The organism is uncultured Methylobacterium sp., assembly GCF_964244095.1.
In the GTDB taxonomy this organism is placed as follows: domain Bacteria; phylum Pseudomonadota; class Alphaproteobacteria; order Rhizobiales; family Beijerinckiaceae; genus Methylobacterium.
The window spans coordinates 1-18791 of record NZ_CAXTHR010000083.1; the positions used below are offsets into that span (position 1 = coordinate 1).

The window sequence follows — 18791 nt, forward strand, 5'->3', positions numbered from 1 at the left end:
TTGACGAAGGCCGCGCCCATCGGCGGCGCGTCGGCCTGGAGCTTCTGCAACTCGGCCGCGTATTCCGGCGGCAGCAGGTCGGGCACGGTGGCGAGCAACTGCGCCACCTTCATGATCGGGCCCTTCAGCCCGCCGAGCGCCTGGGCCAGCGCCGCGGCGTTCGTGGTCCCCTCACGCCCGAACAGCCGCGCGCCGGCCATCCGCGCGGCGACGCCGCCGACATTGGCGCCGACGCGGGCGTAGCGGCTGGCGCGGGCGGAGAAGCGGTTGGCTTCGCGGTCGGTCTCGGCCATCGGATAGGTTCGCGTCCTTCCCGTGAACACCCGTCCGGCGAAGAAGGGCCACCCCGGGGTGCAGCGGCCGATCGTCCAAGAGGTGTTCCGTCCTCTCGAGATAAGCTGTCCGCGGCGCGCTGCCAGGGGAATGGGCCCTTGCGTCGCGGGACGCGCCACCGGTCCCGGTTGAACCGCCGATCCGCCCCTGTTAGCTAGCCCAGCGTGGGCCGGTGTAGCACAGCGGTAGTGCAGCGGTTTTGTAAACCGAAGGTCGGGAGTTCGATCCTCTCCACCGGCACCGCGGTCTCGGACCGCTCCCATGATCGTCTCGCCGACGGCTACGTTTTGGCCGTTCCTGGGCTGCGCAGCAGGCCAGAGCCGATGGCCGACGTGGTCCGTCGCCTCGTTCGTCGTGGCGATGCCGTCGCGATGCGGATCGTCGTTCCTGCCCAACCCCCCGGGTGGGACACGTTCAGTCCTTCGCCAGCATCGTCCGGCCGATCGAGAACACCCGGCCGTCACCCAGAAGATGCGCGGTGAAGCCGTTCGGGAACAGCGGCTCGAAGGCCCTGTCACGCACGTTCAGCCCGCCGGCGTAGGCGCCGAAGGCCGGCATCACCAGGCGGGTGTCGTCGCCGACGAAGCAGCGCCGGCGCACCGCGCGGCCGCGCATCGCGACCTTGCCGCAGGGGTGGAGATGGCCGGCGATCTCGCCCGGCGCGGGGCCTGAGATCGGCTCGTGCCGGAGCGTCAGGCCGCCGAGCCTCAGCACGTCGGCATAGCGCCCGCCGACGCCCTCGGCGACCGCCGCATCGTGGTTGCCGGCGATCCAGACCCAGTCGCGGCCCTCCTGCAGCGCCGCGACCATCGCCCGGTCGCCGGGCTCCATCCGCTCCGGCCCGCGGGCGTCGTGGAACGAATCGCCGAGCGCGACGACGCAGGCCGGATCGTGGCGCGCCACCGCCTCGTGCAGGCAGGCCAGGGTCTCGCGGGTGTCGTAGGGCGGCAGGAACTGGCTGGTGCGGGCGGCGTAGGCCGAGCCCTTCTCCAGGTGGAGGTCGGAGACGATCAGCGTGCGGTGCGCCGAAAGCCAGATGCCGCCGCACAGGTCGAGGGTGAGGCTCTCGCCGGCGAGCACAAGGCCGGGGGATCTTTGAGTCTTCTCGAGTCTCAGGCCGAGCGCCAAGATGGTGTCCTCGTCGGTGGGTAAGGGGGGCGTCACCCCAGCGCCTCTTCGAGAAGCTGGGCCTCGGCCTCGGCCAGGATCTCGTCGGCACCTTCGCCGTAGACCCGCTCCCGCCCGATCTCCAGCATCACGGAGACCGAGAGCGGCGAGACGCGGTCCAGGGCCTTGTGGGTGATTCGGCCCTGGACGCGCTCCAACATCATGCCGAGGCGGCGCACGTCGAGGAGTCCGGTTGCCGCATCCTGGCGCGCGGCGCGAAGGAGCAGGTGGTCGGGCTGGTGCTTGCGCAGCACGTCGTAGATCAGGTCCGTCGAGATCGTGACCTGCCGCCCGGTCTTCTTCAGGCCCGGATGGCGGCGCTCGATCAGCCCGGCGATCACCGCGCATTGGCGGAACGTGCGGCGCATCATCGACGATTCGTCGAGCCACGCTTCGAGGTCGTCGCCGAGCATGTCCTGCGCGAACAGCTCGGCCAGGAACCCCGGCTCCGCGGCGATGCGCTCGGAGAGGTCGCGGGTCATGAAGACCGCGATGCCGTAATCGTTGGCGGCAAAGCCCAGCGGGCGCAGGCCGGCGCGCTCCATCCGCCGGGTCAGCAGCATGCCGAGCGTCTGGTGCGCGAGCCGGCCCTCGAACGGGAATGCCGTGAGGTAGTGGCGCCCGCCGCGGGGGAACGTCTCGACCAGCAGGTCGCGCTCCCCCGGCAGCACCGAGCGGCTGCGCTGGAGCGCGAGGTAGTCGGCCACCTGCTTCGGCAGCCGGTCCCAGGCGAAGGGGTCGGCGATGATCGCCCGCACCCGCGCCGCGAGGAAGGTCGAGAGCGGGAACTTGGCGCCGGCATAGGAGGGGATCGCCGGGTCGGTGCCGGGGCCGGCCCGCGTGGCCATCGCCTCGTCCTCCGACAGGCCCTCGAAGCGCAGCACCTCGCCGGCGAACAGGAAGGTGTCGCCGGGCGTCAGGGTCTCGGCGAAATCCTCCTCGATTTCGCCGAGCACCCGGCCGGTCTTCGGCAGCACCGTGCCGGGTTTCCCGCGCAGCGCGCGCGCGAGGCGCACCTTCACCTTCGTCGCCTCGACGATGGTGCCGACGTTCATCCGGTATTGCTGCGCCACCCGCGCGTCGCGCACCCGCCACAGCCCGTCCGCTCCGCGCAGGATCTTGGCGAAGCGCTCGTAGGCGCGCAGCGCGTAGCCGCCGGTGGCGACGTAATCGACGACGCCCTCGAAATCCTCCCAGGACAGCCCCGCATACGGCGCGGCCGAGACGATCTCGTCGTAGAGCGCCACCGGATCGAAGGCGTCGGCGCAGGCCATGCCGAGGACGTGCTGGGCGAGCACGTCGGGCGCGCCCAGCCGCGCGTCGGGCGTGTCCTGCGCGGCCTCCTCCACCGCATCGAGCGCCGCCCGGCATTCGAGCATCTCGAAGCGGTTGCCGGGCACGAGGTAGGCCTTCGATGGTTCGTCCATGCGGTGGTTGGCCCGGCCGATCCGCTGCATGATCCGGCTCGCGCCCTTCGGCGCGCCGACATTGACGACGAGGTCGACGTCGCCCCAGTCGATGCCGAGGTCGAGGGTCGCGGTGCAGACGATGGCGCGGAGCTGGCCCGCCGCCATCGCCGCCTCGACCCGGCGGCGCTGGGTGGCGTCGAGAGAGCCGTGGTGGAGGGCGATCGGCAGAACGTCGTCGTTGAGCCGCCACAGCTCCTGGAAGGTGTATTCCGCCTGGAGCCGGGTGTTGACGAACACCAGCACCGTGCGGTGCCGGCCGATCAGGTCGTAGATCGCCGGCATCGACTGCCACGCGGTGTGGCCGGCGAGCGGCAGGGTCTTTCCGGTGTCGAGCAGGTGCAGGTCGGGCGGGGCGCCGCCGTGCACCACGACGAGGTCGGCCATGGGGGGAGGGGGTGCCGCGTTCTGCGGCACGAGATACTTCCGCAATTCGTCCGGCTCGCGCACCGTCGCCGAGAGCCCGATCGCGACGAGGCCCGGACTCAGCCGGTGCAGCCGGGCGAGCGCCAGCGACAGCAGGTCGCCGCGCTTCGAGGTGACGAGCGCGTGCAACTCGTCGAGCACCACGCAGCGCAGCCCCGCGAAGAAATCCGCGGCCTCGCGGTGGGCGATCAGCAGGGCGAGCTGTTCCGGCGTGGTCAGCAGGATGTCGGGCGGGCGCTCGATCTGGCGGGTGCGCTTGTGCGCCGGGGTGTCGCCGGTCCGGGTCTCGACCCGCACCGACAGCCCCATCCCGGCGACCGGCGCGTCGAGGTTGCGCGCGATGTCGACGGCCAGCGCCTTCAGCGGCGAGACGTAGAGCGTGTGCAGCCTGCGCGCCGAAGGCTTGGTCGGCGTCCGCGACAGCGCGACGAGGCTCGGCAGGAAGCCGGCCAGCGTCTTGCCGGCACCGGTCGGCGCCACGAGCAGCGCCGAGCGGCCCGCGCCCGCGATGCGCAGCAGGTCGAGCTGATGCTGTCGCGGTGCCCAGCCGCGCGCGGAAAACCACGCCGCGAGGGCCGGCGGCAGCGGTCCCGGATCCTGCGGTGCTGCCGCGCGCTTGCTCAGGCGAGCGCCATCAGGAAGCGGTCGATGAGTTCGAGCGCGCGCTCCGACATCGCGCTGGGATAGCGGATGAACACGTGGCATCCGCCCGGATAGACCGCGGTGTGGCCGCCGTTCGCTGCCGCCGCCCAGCGGCCGGCCATGTACAGCGTGTCGTCGAGCAGCGGGTCGCAGGTGCCGACGGTGAACAGCGCCGGCGGCAGGCCTTTCAGGTCGGCGTAGATCGGCGACACGTCGGGCCGGCGGCGGTCGATGCCGTCCCGGACGTAGCCGTCGGCGAAGGCGGTGAGGTCGCGGGTGTTGCACACGAGGCGCTCCTCGCCCCAGTTGCGCACCGAGGGCGTGAGCCCGAGGTCGAAGAAGCCGGCGTTGAGGTTGGCGCCGCGGAACGCACGCGGCAGGCCGTGCCGGTCGCGCAGCCGCAGCAGCACCATCACGGCCAGATGCGCGCCGACCGATTCGCCGCCGATGGTCAGCGCCGAGACGCCGAACTCGGCTTTGCCGGGGCCTGCGAGCCAGAGCGCCGCCGCCTCGCAATCGAGGAGCGCCGCCGGGTAGGGGTGCTCCGGCGCCAGCCGATACTCCACCGAGAGGCAGACGAAGCCGCAGGCGTCGGCGATGCGCTCCAGCCACGGGTCCTGCTCGTCGGCCGAGCCCCAGACCCAGCCGCCGCGGTGGATGTGCAGGTAGGCGCCGCGCAGCTTCGCCCCGGGCTTCGGGCGGATCACCCGCAGGGCCAGGTCGCCGCCGGGGCCGTCGATCGTCAGCGTCTCGGCGCGCGCGCTGCGCGGCATCGCCGGCGAGGCGGGCGTGCCGGCGCGGCGCCGCGCGCGCACCTCAGCGATCGGCAGCGACCACGGGTCGGCCTGCGCCGCGTGGGCCGCGACGATCTCGGCGTTGAGCCGCCTGGTGTCCGGATCGATCGTTCCCGGCTCGAACAGGGCGTGGTCGATCATGGGGCGTTTCGTCTCGTCGTTTCGGGCGCGGCAGGCGCGGCGCTCCGCTCGGGTCCCGCGGGCATCTTGGCGCCCCGGCGCCGCATTGCCATCTCGTCCCGCACGGTGAGACCGCCGAACGCCCGAAGCGCGATCCGGTTTCGCGCCGGGTGTGGTGCATCCGTCACGGTTCCGCCGGCTTCGGGCGCTTGGAAGGCGCTCGCTTCGAGGAAGTCTTCCATGATCGTCGAGCACGACCCGCGCCGCCAGGGTCCGTCCTATCAGGGGGCTCCCTACGCCCACGATCCGGCGGCCTCCCGCCCCCGCGGCTCGGCCCTGCGCCGCTTCCTCGGCGGCTCGCCGGCGGGCGTGTTTCTGCGGCTGCTGTTCCTCTCGGTGCTGGTGGGCGCCTTCATGGCGATGCTCGGGCTCACCCCGGGACGCCTGTTCTGGCACGTCTACGATTCGGCCCGCGCGCTGATCGACCTCGGCCTCGCGACGTTCCACGATTTCGGAACCTGGATCCTGGCCGGCGCCGCGGTGGTGGTGCCGCTGTGGCTGATCGCGCGGTTGTTCGCGGTGTCGAAGTAGGCGCCTCGACCGATCCGAGGGAGGGGGCCGCCGCGCATGGATTCAGGGGATCGGACCAAGCTCGACCTCGCGATCGCCAACGAGCGTGCGAAGCTCCTGGCCAATGCGCTCGATCGCGCATCGACGGCCTGCGTCACGGTCGGAATCCTCGGGCCGACGGCCGCGGCACTTTATGGGCTGGGCGCGGCTTTGCCCGGCCGAGACGGTGCTTTCTACACCGGGACTGCTATATTCTGGCTTCTCGCCGCGCTCCTTCTCCATCTGATGGCGCGGCAGGCGCTCGGGACGCTCAAGTGATGGAACTCGCAATCTACGCCAACGTCGTCCTGCCGATGGTGATCGTGGCGATCGGCTACGTGGCCCTGCGCTGGCACATGCGTCAGGCGTCGAAGGGAAACTGATGCCCGCCGGTCCGTCGCGGTAACGCGTCCCTGATCGTTTCGAGCGCCGACGTGCGGGCGTCGAACCGGATCGCGAGAGCCCTTGACCCCACCGCTCCCCGTCACCGGCCGCCGCGTCCTCGCCCTGGCCCTGCCGATGACGCTCGCCAACGTCACGACGCCGATGCTCGGCTTCGTCGGCGCGGCGGTGATCGGGCGGCTGGGCGACGCGGCGCTGCTCGGGGCGATCGCGCTCGGCGCCGTGATCTTCGACGCGCTGTTCTGGTCGTTCGGCTCGCTGCGGATGGCCACCGCCGGCCTCACCGCGCAGGCGGTCGGCGCCCGCGACGCGGGCGAGGTCGACCGGACGCTCGCGCGCGCGCTTGCCGCCGGCCTGATCGCCGGCCTCGCCCTGGCGATCCTGCAGGGGCCGATCGCGGCGGTGGCCTTCCGGATCAGCGGCGCCAGCCCCGCGGTGGTCGAAGGCCTGGCGACCTATTTCCACGTCCGCATCCTCTCGGCGCCGTTCGCGCTGGCCAACTACGCCGTGCTCGGCTCGGTGCTGGGGCGCGGGCGCACCGATCTCGGCCTGCTGCTGCAGGTGGCGATCAACGCCGTCAACATCGGCCTGACGCTCGCCCTGGTGCTCGGCCTCGACCTGAACCTCGCCGGCGCGGCGCTGGCGACGCTCATCGCCGAGGCGGCCGGGCTCGGGCTCGGGCTGGTGCTGCTCGCCCGCCTCGGCTCGAAGCCCTGGCGGGTGCCGCTCGCCGAGATCCGCGACGCGGCGGCGCTCCGGCGGACGCTCGCCGTCAACGGCGACGTGATCGTGCGCACGTTGGCGCTGGTGGCCGGCATCGTCCTGTTCTCGGCGCTCGGCGCGCGGCAGGGCGACGCGGTGCTGGCCGCCAACGCCGTCCTGTGGAATCTCTTCCTGATCGGCGGCTTCTTCCTCGACGGCTTCGCCACCGCCGCCGAGGCCCTGTGCGGGCAGGCGATCGGCGCGCGGGACGCCGGGGCCTTTCGCCGGGCGTCGTCGCTGTCGCTGCGCTGGTGCCTCGGCTTCGGGGTCGGCGTCAGCCTGCTGGCGCTCGCGGGCGGCCACGCCTTCATCGACTTCGTCACCACCAGCGAGCCGGTGCGCGCGGTCGCTCGGCGCTACCTGCCGCTGGCCGCCGCCGCGCCCTTCGTCGCGGCGCTGCCGTTCGCCTACGACGGCATCTACATCGGCGCGACCTGGACGCGGGCGATGCGCAACCTGATGCTCGCCGCGCTCGCCGCCTACTGCGCGGCGCTCGTCCTCGTCCAGGGCCTGGCGCTCGGCAATGCCGGCCTGTGGCTCGCCTTCCTCGGCTTCCTCGCCGCGCGGGGCGTCGGGCAGGCGCTCGCCTACCCGATCCTCGCGCGCCGGACGTTTGCGGGCGAGGCCCCCTGAAGCCGCGCCGTCAGCGCGGGTCCTTCCAGGAGGTGGCCGTGCCGCCGCCTGCCCGCGGCCGGTCGGCCGGCGGCGTCGCCTCGGCGCGGTGCCGGACGGCGCGCCGGGCGGGCGCCTGCGCGAGCCGCTGACGCACCATCGGGGCGGGGCGCGGGCGCGCGCGCCGCGCCCGCGCCGTCGAGGACGCGACGACCCCGCCGATCACCGCACCGGCCACCGCGCCGACGGGGCCGGCGACCAGCGCGCCTGCCACCGCGCCGGAGCCGACGCCGACCATCGTGTCGCTCGCAGCCGAAGCCGGCCCGGGACGCGCGAGGACCGTCGCCAGCATCAGGCCGAACAGCGCGTGTCGCATCATCTTGAACTCTTGGTTCGCCGCCGGACCGATCCTGGCCGCTGACCGTGACCGAAGCGGGGCGGCCCGGAGGTCCGGCGGGGCCGCCCGCGGGACCCGAGGGCCGCGGTTTCGATCGCGCCGGAATCTTCCGGCTTTCGGCCGTCGCGCCCCTGCCATGGCCGGCCGCTTGCGATAGGGTCCGCCCGAAAATCACCGGGGAAGTGCCATGTCCGATCTCCGCCTGCGCCGCAGCGTCCTGTACATGCCGGGCTCGAACCCGCGCGCGCTCGAGAAGGCGAAGACGCTGCCGGCCGACTGCCTGATCCTCGACCTGGAGGACGCGGTCTCGATGGAGGAGAAGGACCTCGCCCGCGCGCAGGTCTGCGCCGCGGTCCAGAGCGGGGCCTACGGCGACCGCGAGCTGATCATCCGCGTCAACGCCCCCCAGACGCCGTGGGGGGAGCAGGACCTGCGCGCGGCGATCGCGGCGCGGCCGGACGCGATCCTGATGCCGAAGGTGTCCTCGCCGGCGGTGCTGGAGGGCATCGCCGACCACCTGGAGGCCCTCGACGCGCCCGACGGCATCGCCGTCTGGGCGATGATCGAGACGCCGGCCGCGATCCTGAACATCCAGGACATCGCCCGCGCGAGCCGCGACCGGCGCACCCGGCTGACCTGCTTCGTGCTCGGCACCAACGATCTGGCCAAGGACACCTGGGCGCAGCTCGTGCCGGGCCGGGTGCCGATGCTGCCGTGGATGATGTTCGCCCTGGCCGCCGCCCGCGCCGAGGGCCTGACCATCCTCGACGGCGTCTGGAACGACATCGGCGACGTCGAGGGCTGCCGCGCCGAGTGCCGGCAGGCGCGCGACCTCGGCTTCGACGGCAAGACGCTGATCCACCCCAACCAGTTGGAGCCGGCCAACACCTCCTTCGCCCCGACCGAGGAGGAGGTGCGCCGCGCCCGCCTCGTGCTCGACGCCTTCGACCGGCCGGAGAACGCCAAGCGCGCGGCGATCAAGGTCGAGAACCGCATGTACGAGCGCCAGCACGTCGGCATGGCCAAGCGCGCCGTGTCCTGGGCCGAGGCGATCGCCGCCAAGGGGCAGTGAGGGGCGCCCCTCCTCATCCGCCGCCGGCGGATGGCGCCGGAAACGTGCCGCGATAGGCCGCCGGGCTGGTGTCGAGCCGGGCGCGGAAATGGTGACGCAGGGTCGCCGCCGATCCGAAGCCGCAGGCCGCGGCCACCTCCGGGATCGGCAGCCGCGATGCCTCCAAGAGCGCGCGGGCTCGCTCCACCCGCTCCGCGACGAGCCATGCGCCGGGGCTCAGCCCGGTCGCGGCTTGGAAGCGGCGGTGGAGCGCGCGCCGGCTGAGCGCCGCCTCTGCGGCGAGCCGCGCCACCGTCCAATCCTCGTCCAGGGCGCCCCGGACGCGGTCGAGCAGCGGCGCGAGCCGCGAGCCGGCGGCGCGCAAGGACGGCACCGGCCCCTCGACGTACTGGGCCTGCCCGCCCTGGCGGTGGGCCGGAAGCACGAGGCGGCGGGCGATCCGGTTGGCGATCTCCGTGCCGTGGTCCCGCCGGACGAGGTGAAGGCACAGGTCGAGGCCCGCCGCGCTGCCGGCGGCGGTGAGGACGCGGCCCGCATCGACGTAGAGCACGTCCGGCACGAAGCGCAGGCCGGGATGACGCCGGACCAGTTCCTCGGCGTAGCGCCAATGGGTCGTCGCGTCGTGCCCGTCGAGGAGCCCGGCGGCGGCGAGCACGAAGGCGCCGGAGCAGAGCGAGACGATGCGCGCGCCCTCCGCATGCGCGGCGCGAAGCGCGGCGCAGAGCGGTTCCGGCACCGGGGCGTCGACGCCGCGCCATCCGGGAACGATGACGGTGCCGGCCCCTGCCAGCAGGTCGAGCCCGCCGTCGGCGAGCACCTGAACGCCGCCCGTTGCGCGCAGCGGGCCGGGTTCGATCGCCGCGACCGCGAAGCGGTACCAGTCCGGCCCCATCTCCGGGCGCGGCAACCCGAACACCTCGACGGCGCAGCCGAACTCGAAGGTGCAGAGCCCGTCATAGGCGAGCACGACGACCGGCCGCGCGGCGGCCCCTCGGGCGAATCCGTTTTTTGGCACGATCCTGACGATAAGCGGCCTGCGTGCCGCTCACCAGACCGGCCTCGTGCCGCCTACCGTCTCGCCACCGACATGGTGAAGGAGAAAGACCGATGCCGAGCGCCGTTGCCGACGATGCCGCTGCCCCGATGGCGGCCCGCGCCCATTTCGCGGCGCGCCTCGCCCTGGAAACGGATTGCGCCGACGTTCACGCGGCGCTCGCCGCCGGCGCGTCTGACTTCGTGCTCCTCGACGTGCGCGGCCCGGAGGCCTACGCCCGCGGCCACGTCCCCGGCGCGCTGAACCTGCCGCACCGGAGCATCACCGCCGAAACCCTGTCGTCCTGGCCGGACGCCACGCTGTTCGTGGTGTATTGCGCGGGGCCGCACTGCAACGGCGGCGACCGGGCCGCCCTGCGGCTTGCGGGGCTCGGGCGCCGGGTGAAGCTGATGATCGGCGGCATCACCGGCTGGGCCGACGAGGGCTTCGCCTTCGCGACGGGCCCGGCGCCGGGCGGGACGGCGGCCGAATGATGCGCGCTCGGCGCGCGGCGGAAGGAGATCGATGCGGGCACGGATGCGGGTTCTCGCGGCGCTCGGGGCCGGCTGCGCCGTCGGGGTCGCCGCGATGGCGCATGACCGCGCGCAGGATGCCGGGTGGGCCGTCACCGCGGCACAGATCAGGGATGCGCGGGCGCACGGCAGGCCGGGCGTCGAGGTCGCGCCCGGGCGCTTCGTGGCGGAGCCGGTCCCGAGCGAGGCCGCCGCGATGCTGCCGTTGAAGTGGGTGCTGCTCGGCCTCGGCGCGGCCTGCGCGGTGCTGGCCGGAACGGGGCGGAGGAGGCCCGCGGGGTGAGGAGGCCGATCAGGCCGTCCGCGCCAGCTCCGCAGCGTCCCGCCCGACAGCGGCCGCCAGCCCGGCCAGCCCCTCCGCCCGCAGCCGCGCCACCAGACCCCGCTTGATCGTGCCGACGAGGGCCGGGCCCTCGTAGACCAGGGCCGAGTAGAGTTGCAGCAGGCTCGCGCCGGCGCGGATCTTGGTCCAGGCGGCCTCCGTCGAATCGATGCCGCCGACGCCGACGAGCGGCAGCGTGCCGCCGACGCGCAGGTAGGTCTCGGCGAGCAGCCGCGTCGCCGGCCCGAACAGCGGCCGGCCGGAGAGGCCCCCGGCCTCAGCCGACAGCCGCGCCTCGGTGAGCGCGGCGGGCCGCGCGAGCGTGGTGTTGGACACCACGAGGCCCTGTACTCCGCGGCGCAGCGCGGTCGCGCAGATCGCGTCGAGGGCGGGAAGCGTGATGTCGGGGGCGATCTTCAGGAGGATCGCGGTCGCCGGCGCCGCCGCGTCGCGGGCCGCGACCACGCGGGCGAGCAGGTCGTCGAGGAACGCCTCGCCCTGGAGGTCGCGCAGGCCCGGCGTGTTGGGCGAGGACACGTTGACGGTGACGAAGGCGCAGAGCGGCGCGAGGCGCGCCGTGCAGGCGACGTAGTCGGCGATCCGGTCGGCGGCGTCCTTGTTGGCGCCGACGTTGACGCCGACGAGGCCCGGCCGCCCGGCCCGCGCCCGCAGCCGCCGGGCGACCACGTCGATCCCCTCGCTGTTCAGCCCGAAGCGGTTGATCACCGCCCGGTCGCCCCTGAGCCGGAACACCCGCGGACGCGGATTGCCGGGCTGGGGCCGGGGCACCACGCCGCCGGCCTCGACGAAGCCGAAGCCGAGGCCCAGCAGCGCGTCAGGCGCCTGCGCCCCCTTGTCGAAGCCCGCCGCCAGCCCGACCGGGTTGGGGAAGCGCCGCCCGAACAGGTCGACCGCGAGGGAGGGGTCGTCGGCGGCGGGCGCGCGCGGCGGCATCAGCGCGAGCGCGCGCATCGTGAGGTTGTGCGCGTCCTCGGCATCGAGGCTGTGGAGCACCGGCCGCAGCAGCGGGAACAGTGCGCCGATCACGCCGCGAAGTCCGTGGGCAGGATGTGGACGCCGTTGGCGCCGAGGGGCAGCGCGGCCACGCTCCGGACGGCGCCGAGCGCCAGGTCGCCGTAGAGGTGCGGGAACAGCGCGCCGCCGCGGGAGGGCTCGTGGCGCAGGCCAGAGCCCAGGGCCTCGGCTTCGACGGCCACGAGCAACAGGTCGCGCTGCCCGGCAAAGTGCCGGCGCGCGGTCTCGGCGACCTGGGCGGCGGTGGAGAAGTGGATGAAGCCGTCGGCGTGGTCGACGCCCGAGCCGGTGAAGCGGCCTGCGGCCTCCGCCGCCCGCCAGAGCGGTTCGGGACAGATCTTGTAGATGAGCGTCATCGGCGGCACCGGCTTTCCTGCGCCGTCGATAGGGCGCCCGGCCGTGATCTGGCAACCGGATCGTGCAGTGCAGTACGGTCTCGGCGGCGAAGCGCTGCCGCCGGGATCGATTGCCTTTTTCCATCCGTAGTTCTAATTTCCTACAACTAGGCCGTGCGTCTCGGCGGCCCTCCGCGCCCCGGGCCCGACATGCTGTCCCACGAGCAGATCTGGAACGCCATCGACCGCTTGGCCGAGCGGCACGGCTTCTCGGCCTCGGGCCTCGCCCGTCGCTCCGGCCTCGACGCCACGAGCTTCAACCGCTCCAAGCGCGTCGGCGTCGACGGGCGCAAACGCTGGCCCTCGACCGAGTCGGTCTCCAAGGTGCTCGCCGCCACTGGCGCCAGCCTCGACGAGTTCCTCCGCCTGATCGAGGCGCGCGCGGGCCCGCCGCGCACCCTTGTGCCGCTGATCGGCCTGACCCAGGCCGGCGCCGGGCGCCAGTTCACCGACGAGGGCGTGCCCGCGGGCGGCCCCGGCTGGGAGGAGATCGCGTTCCCCGATCTCGGCGAGGAGCGCGCCTTCGCGCTGGAGGTCCAGGGCGATTCGATGCTGCCGCTGTTCCGCGACGGCGACGTGCTGATCGTCTCGCCCTCGGCCGGCGTGCGCAAGGGCGACCGCGTGGTCGTGCGGCTGCACGCCGGCGAGGTGCTCGCCAAGGAACTGCGCCGCCGCACCGCCCGCACGGTGGAGCTTGCCTCGTTGAACCCCGAGCACGCCGACCGCGTCCTCAACGTCGGGGAGATCGCCTGGATCGCGCGGGTGATGTGGATTCGGCAGTAGCGGCGGCCGGCTTGGCCGGCCGGCCGGATGCCGCTATCGCTGTGCGGGTTGCGGGCGCTGGCTCCGCGAGGCCGGACGACACCATGGCAGAGCCCGAGGCGGACGGCCGGGACGGCCCGGCGCCGGATGCCGGCTGGATCGCGCTGCTGGAGGCCGCCGCGCCGGCCTTCCTGTCCGATCCGCGCGTGCCCGACGAGCCGATCGTCTACGCCAACCCGGCCTTCCTCCGGCTCGCGGGCCGCGAGGCCGCGGCGGTGCTGGGGGCCAATATCCGCTTCCTGGCCCACGAGCGCGGCGGGATTCCTGACGGGACGTCGAGCGAGTTCCTCGCGGCCACCGGCGACGGCGCGACGTTCTGGGCGAGCCTGACGCTGGTTCCCGTCGCCGGGAGCCCCTACCGCCTCGGGCAGGTCGCCGACGTGACGCGCCGGCGGGACGCCGAGAGCGCGCTGGCGCTGTCGCGCCAGCGGGAGGCGCTGGGGCTGCTCACCAACAGCGTCGCGCACGAGTTCAACAACTTCCTCCAGATCCTGATCGGCTACATCGACGGGCTGAAGCGCCGGCTCGGCGACAGCCCGGAGCCTTTCATCCAGCGGGCGATGAGCCGCTCGACCGACGCCACCGAGCGCGCCGCGATCCTCACCCGGCAACTGCTGGCCTTCTCGCGCAAGATCGCGCCGGACGTGCGCCCGGTCGATCTCGACGCCCTGGTCTCGGGCACCGCCGGGCGCCTGCGGCCGGGGCTGCCCGCCGGGGTGATCCTCGACGTCTCCGGCACGCCCGGCCTGCCGCGGGCGGTGAGCAACCCGATCCAGGTCGAACTGGCGCTCGGCCACATCGTGGCGAATGCCTGCGAGGCGATGCCGGACGGCGGCACGATCCGGCTGGAGACCTTCCGCATCGCCCCCGGCGACCGTTCGGTGCAGCGGCCGGAGGACGGCGCCGTCGGCATCCGCGTCACCGACACCGGCAGCGGCATGTCGCCGGAGATGCTGACCCGGGCGCTGGCGCCCTTCGCCACCAGCCGCGAGGCCGGCCGCGGCGCCGGGCTCGCCATCGTACACGGGCTGATGAAGCGCCAGAACGGCACCATCGCCCTCGACAGCCGGCCCGGCGAGGGGACGCAGGTGCGCCTCGTCTTCCCCGCGGCCCCGGACCGGCGCGCGTCCTGACCGGGCGGGAACGATCCGAACGAAACGATCCGCAAAACGCGCCGATCCCGCGGACTAAAACACCGGCCCGCGCGTCACCATATCATCGTCGGCGCTTGCGCCATGACGTTCTCCGTTCACCAGAGGCCGATCGATGCTCACCTCCACCACGCGCCGCAAGCGTACGGCGACCATCCTGGCGCTGGCTGCCGCGCTGACGGTCGCGGCGCCCGCCGTCGAGGCCCGTCCGGGCGGCGGCGGCAGCATGGGCTCGCGGGGCTCGCGCACCTTCAATGCGCCGTCGGCGACCACGACGGCGCCCACCGCCGCCCCGATGCAGCGCACCCAGACCCAGCCGTCGCCGGGCATGAACAATCCCGGCATGCAGGCGCCGGCCGCGCGGCCGCGCTTCGGCGGCGGCTTCATGGCGGGCCTGCTCGGCGCGGGCCTGCTCGGCGCACTGCTCGGCGGCGGCTTCTTCGGGGGCATGGGCGGCATCGCCTCGATGCTCGGCCTGCTGCTGCAGGTCGGCCTCGTCGTGCTGCTCGTCTCCTTCGCGGTGCGCTGGTTCCGCCGCCGCAACGGCCAGCCGGCTGCGGCCGGCGCGCCCTACGCGCGCACCGGCATGGACCCGAATGCCGGCCCCGGTGGCGGCAACACCGGAATGGGCGGCGCCGGCCTCGGCGGGATGATGGGCGGCGCCCAGCGTCCGCCGCAGCAGCGCCCGGTCCAGATCGGCCCGAACGACTTCCAGGCGTTCGAGAAGCTCCTGGGCGAGGTCCAGGACGCCTATTCGCACGAGGACGTGGTCGGCCTGCGCAACCTCGCGACGCCCGAGATGGCCGGCTACTTCGAGGAGGAGTTGCGCAACAACGCCGCCCGCGGCGTCGTCAACCGCATCGCGGAGGTGATGCTCCAGCAGGGCGACCTGTCGGAGGCGTGGGGCGAGGGCAGCCAGGAATTCGCCACCGTGGCGATGCGCTACACCCTCAAGGACGTGACGCTCGACCGGAAGACCGACCGCGTCGTCGCCACCGAGCCGAGCGAGGCGACCGAGCTGTGGACCTTCGTCCGCAGCCAGGGCCGCCCGTGGACCGTGTCGGCGATCCAGCAGACTCGCTGACCGCCTGCGCCCGAACGACCGCCGGCGTCCCTACGGGGCGCCGGCTTTTTAGTGCGCTTCCCAGAGGTTGGCGAGCGTCACGAAGCCTGCGACCGGCACCTCCTCCGCCCGCGCGGTCCCGGCGATGCCGGCCCGCGCCAGCAGGGCGCCGGGATCGGGCGTCAGGCCCTTCAGGCTCTGGCGCAGCATCTTGCGGCGCTGCCCGAAGGCCGCCCGCGTCACCGCGGCCAGCGCGCCCGCCCGGCAGGGCAGGGGGGCTTGGCGCGGGACGATGCGGACCACGCTCGACGTCACCTTCGGCGGCGGCACGAAGGCGGTGGGCGCCACGTCGAACAGGATCTCGCTCCGCGTCCGCCAGCCGCACAGCACGCCGAGGCGTCCATAGTCGGCGCGCGCGGATTCGTCGGCGACGATGCGCGCGGCGACCTCGCGCTGGAACATCAGCGTGGCGCACTCCCACCACGGCGGCCAGACCTCGCCGTCCAGCCAGCCGGCGAGCAGCGCAGTGCCGACGTTGTAGGGGAGGTTGGCGACGATCTGCGCGCGCGCGCGCCCGATCAGCGGGCGCGGGTCGAAGGCGAGCGCGTCCGCGTCGATCACCTCCAGGCGTCCGGGATAATGCGCGGCGATCTCGGCGAGCGCCGGCAGCGCGCGCGGGTCGCGCTCCACCGCGATCACCCGCGCGGCACCCTCCGCGAGCAACGCGCGCGTCAGCCCGCCGGGGCCGGGCCCGACCTCCAGCACGGTGACGCCGTCGAGCGGCCCGGCGGCGCGGGCGATCCGCCCGGTGAGGTTGAGGTCGTACAGGAAGTTCTGGCCGAGCGCCTTCCGCGGCTCCAGCCCGTGCCGCGCCACGACCTCGCGCAGCGGCGGCAGGCCGTCGGGGGAGCTCACAACTCGTCTTCGGCGTCGAAATGCGCCGCCGGGGCCGAGCGCGGCCGGCCGGCATAGGCGTGGAGCGGGATCACGTCCGCGGTGCGGCCGTCGATGCCGGCGCGGGCGGCGGCGGTGCGGGCCAGCCGGTCGGCCAGCCGGATCGCCGCGATCAGGCTGTCCGGCCGCGCGACGCCGCGCCCCGCGATGTCGAAGGCGGTGCCGTGGTCCGGCGAGGTGCGGATGAAGGGCAGGCCGAGGGTGACGTTGACGCCCTCGTCGAAGGCGATGGTCTTGATCGGGATCAGGGCCTGGTCGTGGGTCGGCGCCAGCGCGACGTCGTAGGTCCTTCGCGCCCGCGCGTGGAACAGCGTGTCGGCGGGCAGCGGCCCGCGGATGTCGATGCCCTCCGCCCGCAGCCGGGCGACGGCGGGCGCCAGCACGTCGCGGTCCTCGCGGCCGATGGTGCCGGACTCGCCCGCATGCGGGTTGAGCCCGGCGAGCACGAGGCGCGGATGCTCCAGGCCGAAGCGCCCGGCGAGGTCGCGGGCGACGATGCGGGCGGTCTCCTCGATGAGCGCCTGCGTCAGCAGGCCGGGCACGTCCTTGAGCGGCACGTGGATCGTCACCGGCACCACCGCGAGCCCTTCGCTCCAGATCATCATCACCGGCCGCGGCGGTGCGCGTCCGGGGGGCACCGAGAGGGCCGCGAGGAACTCGGTGTGGCCGGGATGGGCGAAGCCCGCCTTCGTCAGCACGAACTTGGCGATCGGGTTGGTGACGATCGCCGCGGCGCGGCCCGTGCGGACGAAGCCGACGGCGGCGGTGATCGATTCGATCGTCGCACCGGCGCTGCCCGAATCCGGCATGCCGGGCTCAGCCTCGGTCGCGGCGCCGCTCGGCAGCGCGACGACGGGCAGCGCCCGCGGAAACACCGCGACCGCCGTCTCGGGGTCGATCTCGGCGACCGGCACGGAGAAGCCGAGGCGGTGGGCGACGCGCTCGACGAAGCCGGGGTCGGCCACGAGGAAGAACGGCGGCAGCGGGTCGCGCCCCGCGCGCGCCAGCCACGCCGCCAGGGCGAGTTCCGGCCCGATGCCGGCCGGGTCTCCGAGGGTCAGGGCGAGGGCTTGCATGGGAAAGCTTGCATGGGAAGGCTTGCATGGCGTCGGCGGAAGGCTCGCCTGTAGCAGGCCGTCCGGTCCGCCGCGAGCGGCGGCGCGTCAGCGGGCGGACGCGATACCGTCGGCGGTGGCGATGCTGCCGACGTTCTGGCGCAGGTCCGCCTCGCCCAGCGTCTTCAACTCGACCCGCAGGAGCACCGTCCGGTTGCGCTCGCTGAGGCCGGTCACGGTGGCCACCGGCGAGACGATGTAGTTGAGCGAGACCGTGGTGCACTCGTCCTGGTAGCCGGCGCCGATGCTCATGCCGGAGAGGTAGAGGCGGCCGGGGTTCTGGTAGGTCGGCAGCGACGAGCCCGCCGGGTTGGCAAGGTAGCTCGCCAGCGCGTCGGTGTAGAGGGTGCGCGTGTCGAGGTAGTGCGTCAGGTCGACGAGCGCGGAGCCGGTGACGAACCAGTTCGGGGTGATGTTGTAGGTCGCCGTGGCGGTGATGCCCTCGCGGCGGTGGTCGAAGCCGAGCAGCGGCTGCGCCTCGTAATACGCGTAGAACGTCGAGAGCGTCAGCGGCAGGAACGGCGCGAAGCGTGCGGTCACGCCGGTCTCGAAGCGGTTCACCTTGAAGTCCGCCTGATCGAAGCGGGCGCGGGTGATGAAGCTGATGTTCTGGTTCGGCGAAACCTGGACGCGGCCGACGAAGTCGGAGCGTCTGTTCTCGAGGCCGGAATCGAGGCCGACATTGGCGACGTCGCCGCGGCGGAACGAGTTCACCCCCGCGAGCTGGATCGACTCGCCGAACATCGCGTTCGCGTACCAGCCCGAGGCCGTCACCACCGAGTACTGGCCGCCGAGATTGGTCCGCACGCCGCCCTCGACGCGGTCGTAGCCGGAGAACTTGTCCCACTGGAACAGCGATGTGTCGTCGAAGACGAGGCTTTGGGCGTCCTCGTTCGGCAGGTGGCCGATCCGCGTCTCGGAGGGCCGTGCGATCACTTGCGCGATCGGCTCCAGGGTGTGGACGCCGAGCGGCCCGAAGTCGCTGACGAAGGGATAGCGGTAGTCGATGCCGACCGCCGGCATCACCCGGCCGGTGAAGCCGTCGTCGACGGATGCGATCTGCGGCACGAGCGCGTTCTGGTAGCCCGACAGGCTCGGGTTCACGAAGAACGCGTCGGTGCGCAGGTACGCGAACGGGGTGATCGCCTGGCCGAGGTCGTCGATGAAGGTGCGCCGCCAGGAGAGCTGCGCCGAGGCGCGCGTGTCGGTGCCGGCCAGGCCGCGGATCAGGCAGGTGTTGCGGGTAAACGTCGTGCAGGTCTCGTAGAGCGGGTAGCTGATGCCGTTGACGCTCGGGCTGAACAGGTAGGTGCCGCTGCGCGGCAGGCCCTGGAAGTCCGTCGCCTCGCGGGTCAGGCTGGTGATGTTGGCCTGGAACCGCACCTCGCCGCCGAGCGGGCCCGGACCGTTGACGCGCTTGTCGTAGTCGATCACCGGCAGGACGAGGGGCTGCTCCTTCTGCCAGTCGAAGCTCGACAAACCCTTGAAGTAGTAGCCCCGCGCCTCGAACCACGAGCGGTCGCCCTGGCCGATCAGGTAGGCGGTCGAGACCGCCTCGCGGAAGTA

Annotated in this window: 20 protein-coding genes, 1 tRNA gene and 1 pseudogene; 11 read left to right on the forward strand and 11 right to left on the reverse strand. The window is 73.4% G+C overall.

From position 1 onward, the window contains the following. Positions 1–293: pseudogene (locus ACFE86_RS13815) on the reverse strand (AarF/ABC1/UbiB kinase family protein); the annotation flags it as partial. Positions 294–501: 208 nt separating this feature from the next. Here ACFE86_RS13815 and ACFE86_RS13820 point away from each other — a divergent pair. After that, positions 502–573, forward strand: a tRNA-Thr gene (locus ACFE86_RS13820). Between the two features lie 174 nt (positions 574–747). Here the strand turns inward: ACFE86_RS13820 and pdeM are convergent. Genes pdeM through ACFE86_RS13835 form a run of 3 tightly spaced genes read right to left on the reverse strand, consistent with a single transcriptional unit; the run spans position 748 to position 4969 of the window. After that, complete coding sequence (pdeM, locus tag ACFE86_RS13825) at positions 748–1461, reverse strand: ligase-associated DNA damage response endonuclease PdeM (RefSeq protein WP_375455920.1); 714 nt, start codon at positions 1459–1461, stop codon at positions 748–750. A gap of 32 nt (positions 1462–1493) precedes the next feature. Further along, positions 1494–4097 carry a ligase-associated DNA damage response DEXH box helicase gene (locus ACFE86_RS13830; RefSeq protein ID WP_375455903.1) on the reverse strand — a complete coding sequence of 868 codons (2604 nt, stop codon included), beginning with the start codon at positions 4095–4097 and terminating at the stop codon, positions 1494–1496. Continuing rightward, complete coding sequence (locus ACFE86_RS13835; RefSeq protein WP_375455904.1) at positions 4013–4969, reverse strand: alpha/beta hydrolase; 957 nt, start codon at positions 4967–4969, stop codon at positions 4013–4015. Before ACFE86_RS13835 ends, ACFE86_RS13830 begins: the two co-directional genes overlap by 85 nt. A gap of 219 nt (positions 4970–5188) precedes the next feature. Between ACFE86_RS13835 and ACFE86_RS13840 the strand changes: the two genes are divergently transcribed. From ACFE86_RS13840 to ACFE86_RS13850, 3 genes are all read left to right on the forward strand, one after another. After that, positions 5189–5539: a DUF6460 domain-containing protein gene (locus tag ACFE86_RS13840; RefSeq protein WP_375455905.1), complete on the forward strand. Its 351-nt coding sequence runs from the start codon at positions 5189–5191 to the stop codon at positions 5537–5539. Positions 5540–5575: 36 nt separating this feature from the next. Next, the gene (locus ACFE86_RS13845; RefSeq protein WP_375455906.1) at positions 5576–5836 is read left to right on the forward strand and encodes a hypothetical protein; all 261 of its coding nucleotides are present in this window, start codon (positions 5576–5578) and stop codon (positions 5834–5836) included. 240 nt (positions 5837–6076) lie between these two features. After that, positions 6077–7354, forward strand: a complete 1278-nt coding sequence (locus ACFE86_RS13850) for an MATE family efflux transporter (protein WP_375455921.1) — start codon at positions 6077–6079, stop codon at positions 7352–7354. A 10-nt stretch (positions 7355–7364) separates the two neighbouring features. Here ACFE86_RS13850 and ACFE86_RS13855 read toward each other — a convergent pair whose 3' ends face one another. Next, entirely contained in the window at positions 7365–7712 is a 348-nt protein-coding gene (locus ACFE86_RS13855; protein ID WP_375455907.1) for a hypothetical protein, read from the reverse strand. Positions 7713–7917: 205 nt separating this feature from the next. On the opposite strand from ACFE86_RS13855, the gene ACFE86_RS13860 reads away from it, so the two are divergent. Further along, positions 7918–8802 (forward strand): HpcH/HpaI aldolase/citrate lyase family protein, encoded by an 885-nt coding sequence (locus ACFE86_RS13860; RefSeq protein ID WP_375455908.1) that lies wholly within the window; start codon positions 7918–7920, stop codon positions 8800–8802. 13 nt (positions 8803–8815) lie between these two features. Here the strand turns inward: ACFE86_RS13860 and ftrA are convergent, their stop codons facing one another. Then, positions 8816–9829, reverse strand: coding sequence for a transcriptional regulator FtrA (ftrA, locus tag ACFE86_RS13865; RefSeq protein ID WP_375455922.1), 1014 nt, complete (start codon positions 9827–9829; stop codon positions 8816–8818). A gap of 80 nt (positions 9830–9909) precedes the next feature. Between ftrA and ACFE86_RS13870 the strand changes: the two genes are divergently transcribed. Both ACFE86_RS13870 and ACFE86_RS13875 read left to right on the forward strand, forming a co-directional pair. Further along, complete coding sequence (locus ACFE86_RS13870) at positions 9910–10329, forward strand: rhodanese-like domain-containing protein (RefSeq protein WP_375455909.1); 420 nt, start codon at positions 9910–9912, stop codon at positions 10327–10329. 31 nt (positions 10330–10360) lie between these two features. Further along, positions 10361–10651: a hypothetical protein gene (locus tag ACFE86_RS13875; protein WP_375455910.1), complete on the forward strand. Its 291-nt coding sequence runs from the start codon at positions 10361–10363 to the stop codon at positions 10649–10651. 9 nt (positions 10652–10660) lie between these two features. Here ACFE86_RS13875 and ACFE86_RS13880 read toward each other — a convergent pair whose 3' ends face one another. Next, positions 10661–11737 carry a quinone-dependent dihydroorotate dehydrogenase gene (locus ACFE86_RS13880; RefSeq protein ID WP_375455911.1) on the reverse strand — a complete coding sequence of 359 codons (1077 nt, stop codon included), beginning with the start codon at positions 11735–11737 and terminating at the stop codon, positions 10661–10663. Beyond that, a complete protein-coding gene (locus ACFE86_RS13885; RefSeq protein WP_375455912.1) occupies positions 11734–12081 on the reverse strand; it encodes a DUF952 domain-containing protein in 348 nt (115 codons plus the stop codon). The genes ACFE86_RS13880 and ACFE86_RS13885 overlap by 4 nt, the downstream gene beginning before the upstream one ends. Here ACFE86_RS13885 and ACFE86_RS13890 point away from each other — a divergent pair. The 4 genes from ACFE86_RS13890 to ACFE86_RS13905 all read left to right on the forward strand — a co-directional run bounded on the left by ACFE86_RS13890 (position 12071) and on the right by ACFE86_RS13905 (position 15177). Continuing rightward, a complete protein-coding gene (locus ACFE86_RS13890) occupies positions 12071–12211 on the forward strand; it encodes a hypothetical protein (protein ID WP_375455913.1) in 141 nt (46 codons plus the stop codon). The genes ACFE86_RS13885 and ACFE86_RS13890 overlap by 11 nt on opposite strands. 59 nt (positions 12212–12270) lie before the next feature. Then, positions 12271–12903: a helix-turn-helix transcriptional regulator gene (locus ACFE86_RS13895; RefSeq protein WP_375455914.1), complete on the forward strand. Its 633-nt coding sequence runs from the start codon at positions 12271–12273 to the stop codon at positions 12901–12903. 83 nt (positions 12904–12986) lie between these two features. Next, entirely contained in the window at positions 12987–14075 is a 1089-nt protein-coding gene (locus ACFE86_RS13900) for an ATP-binding protein (RefSeq protein ID WP_375455915.1), read from the forward strand. Positions 14076–14208: 133 nt separating this feature from the next. Further along, the gene (locus ACFE86_RS13905; RefSeq protein WP_375455916.1) at positions 14209–15177 is read left to right on the forward strand and encodes a Tim44-like domain-containing protein; all 969 of its coding nucleotides are present in this window, start codon (positions 14209–14211) and stop codon (positions 15175–15177) included. Between the two features lie 48 nt (positions 15178–15225). Here the strand turns inward: ACFE86_RS13905 and rsmA are convergent, their stop codons facing one another. From rsmA to ACFE86_RS13920, 3 genes are all read right to left on the reverse strand, one after another. Further along, positions 15226–16071, reverse strand: coding sequence for a 16S rRNA (adenine(1518)-N(6)/adenine(1519)-N(6))-dimethyltransferase RsmA (gene rsmA, locus ACFE86_RS13910; protein ID WP_375455917.1), 846 nt, complete (start codon positions 16069–16071; stop codon positions 15226–15228). Beyond that, on the reverse strand, positions 16068–17186 hold the full coding sequence (gene pdxA / locus ACFE86_RS13915; protein ID WP_375455918.1) for a 4-hydroxythreonine-4-phosphate dehydrogenase PdxA: 1119 nt from the start codon (positions 17184–17186) through the stop codon (positions 16068–16070). The genes rsmA and pdxA overlap by 4 nt, the downstream gene beginning before the upstream one ends. Before the next feature lie 87 nt (positions 17187–17273). After that, the coding region (locus ACFE86_RS13920; RefSeq protein WP_375455919.1) for an LPS-assembly protein LptD at positions 17274–18791 on the reverse strand (1518 nt) is incomplete at its 5' end.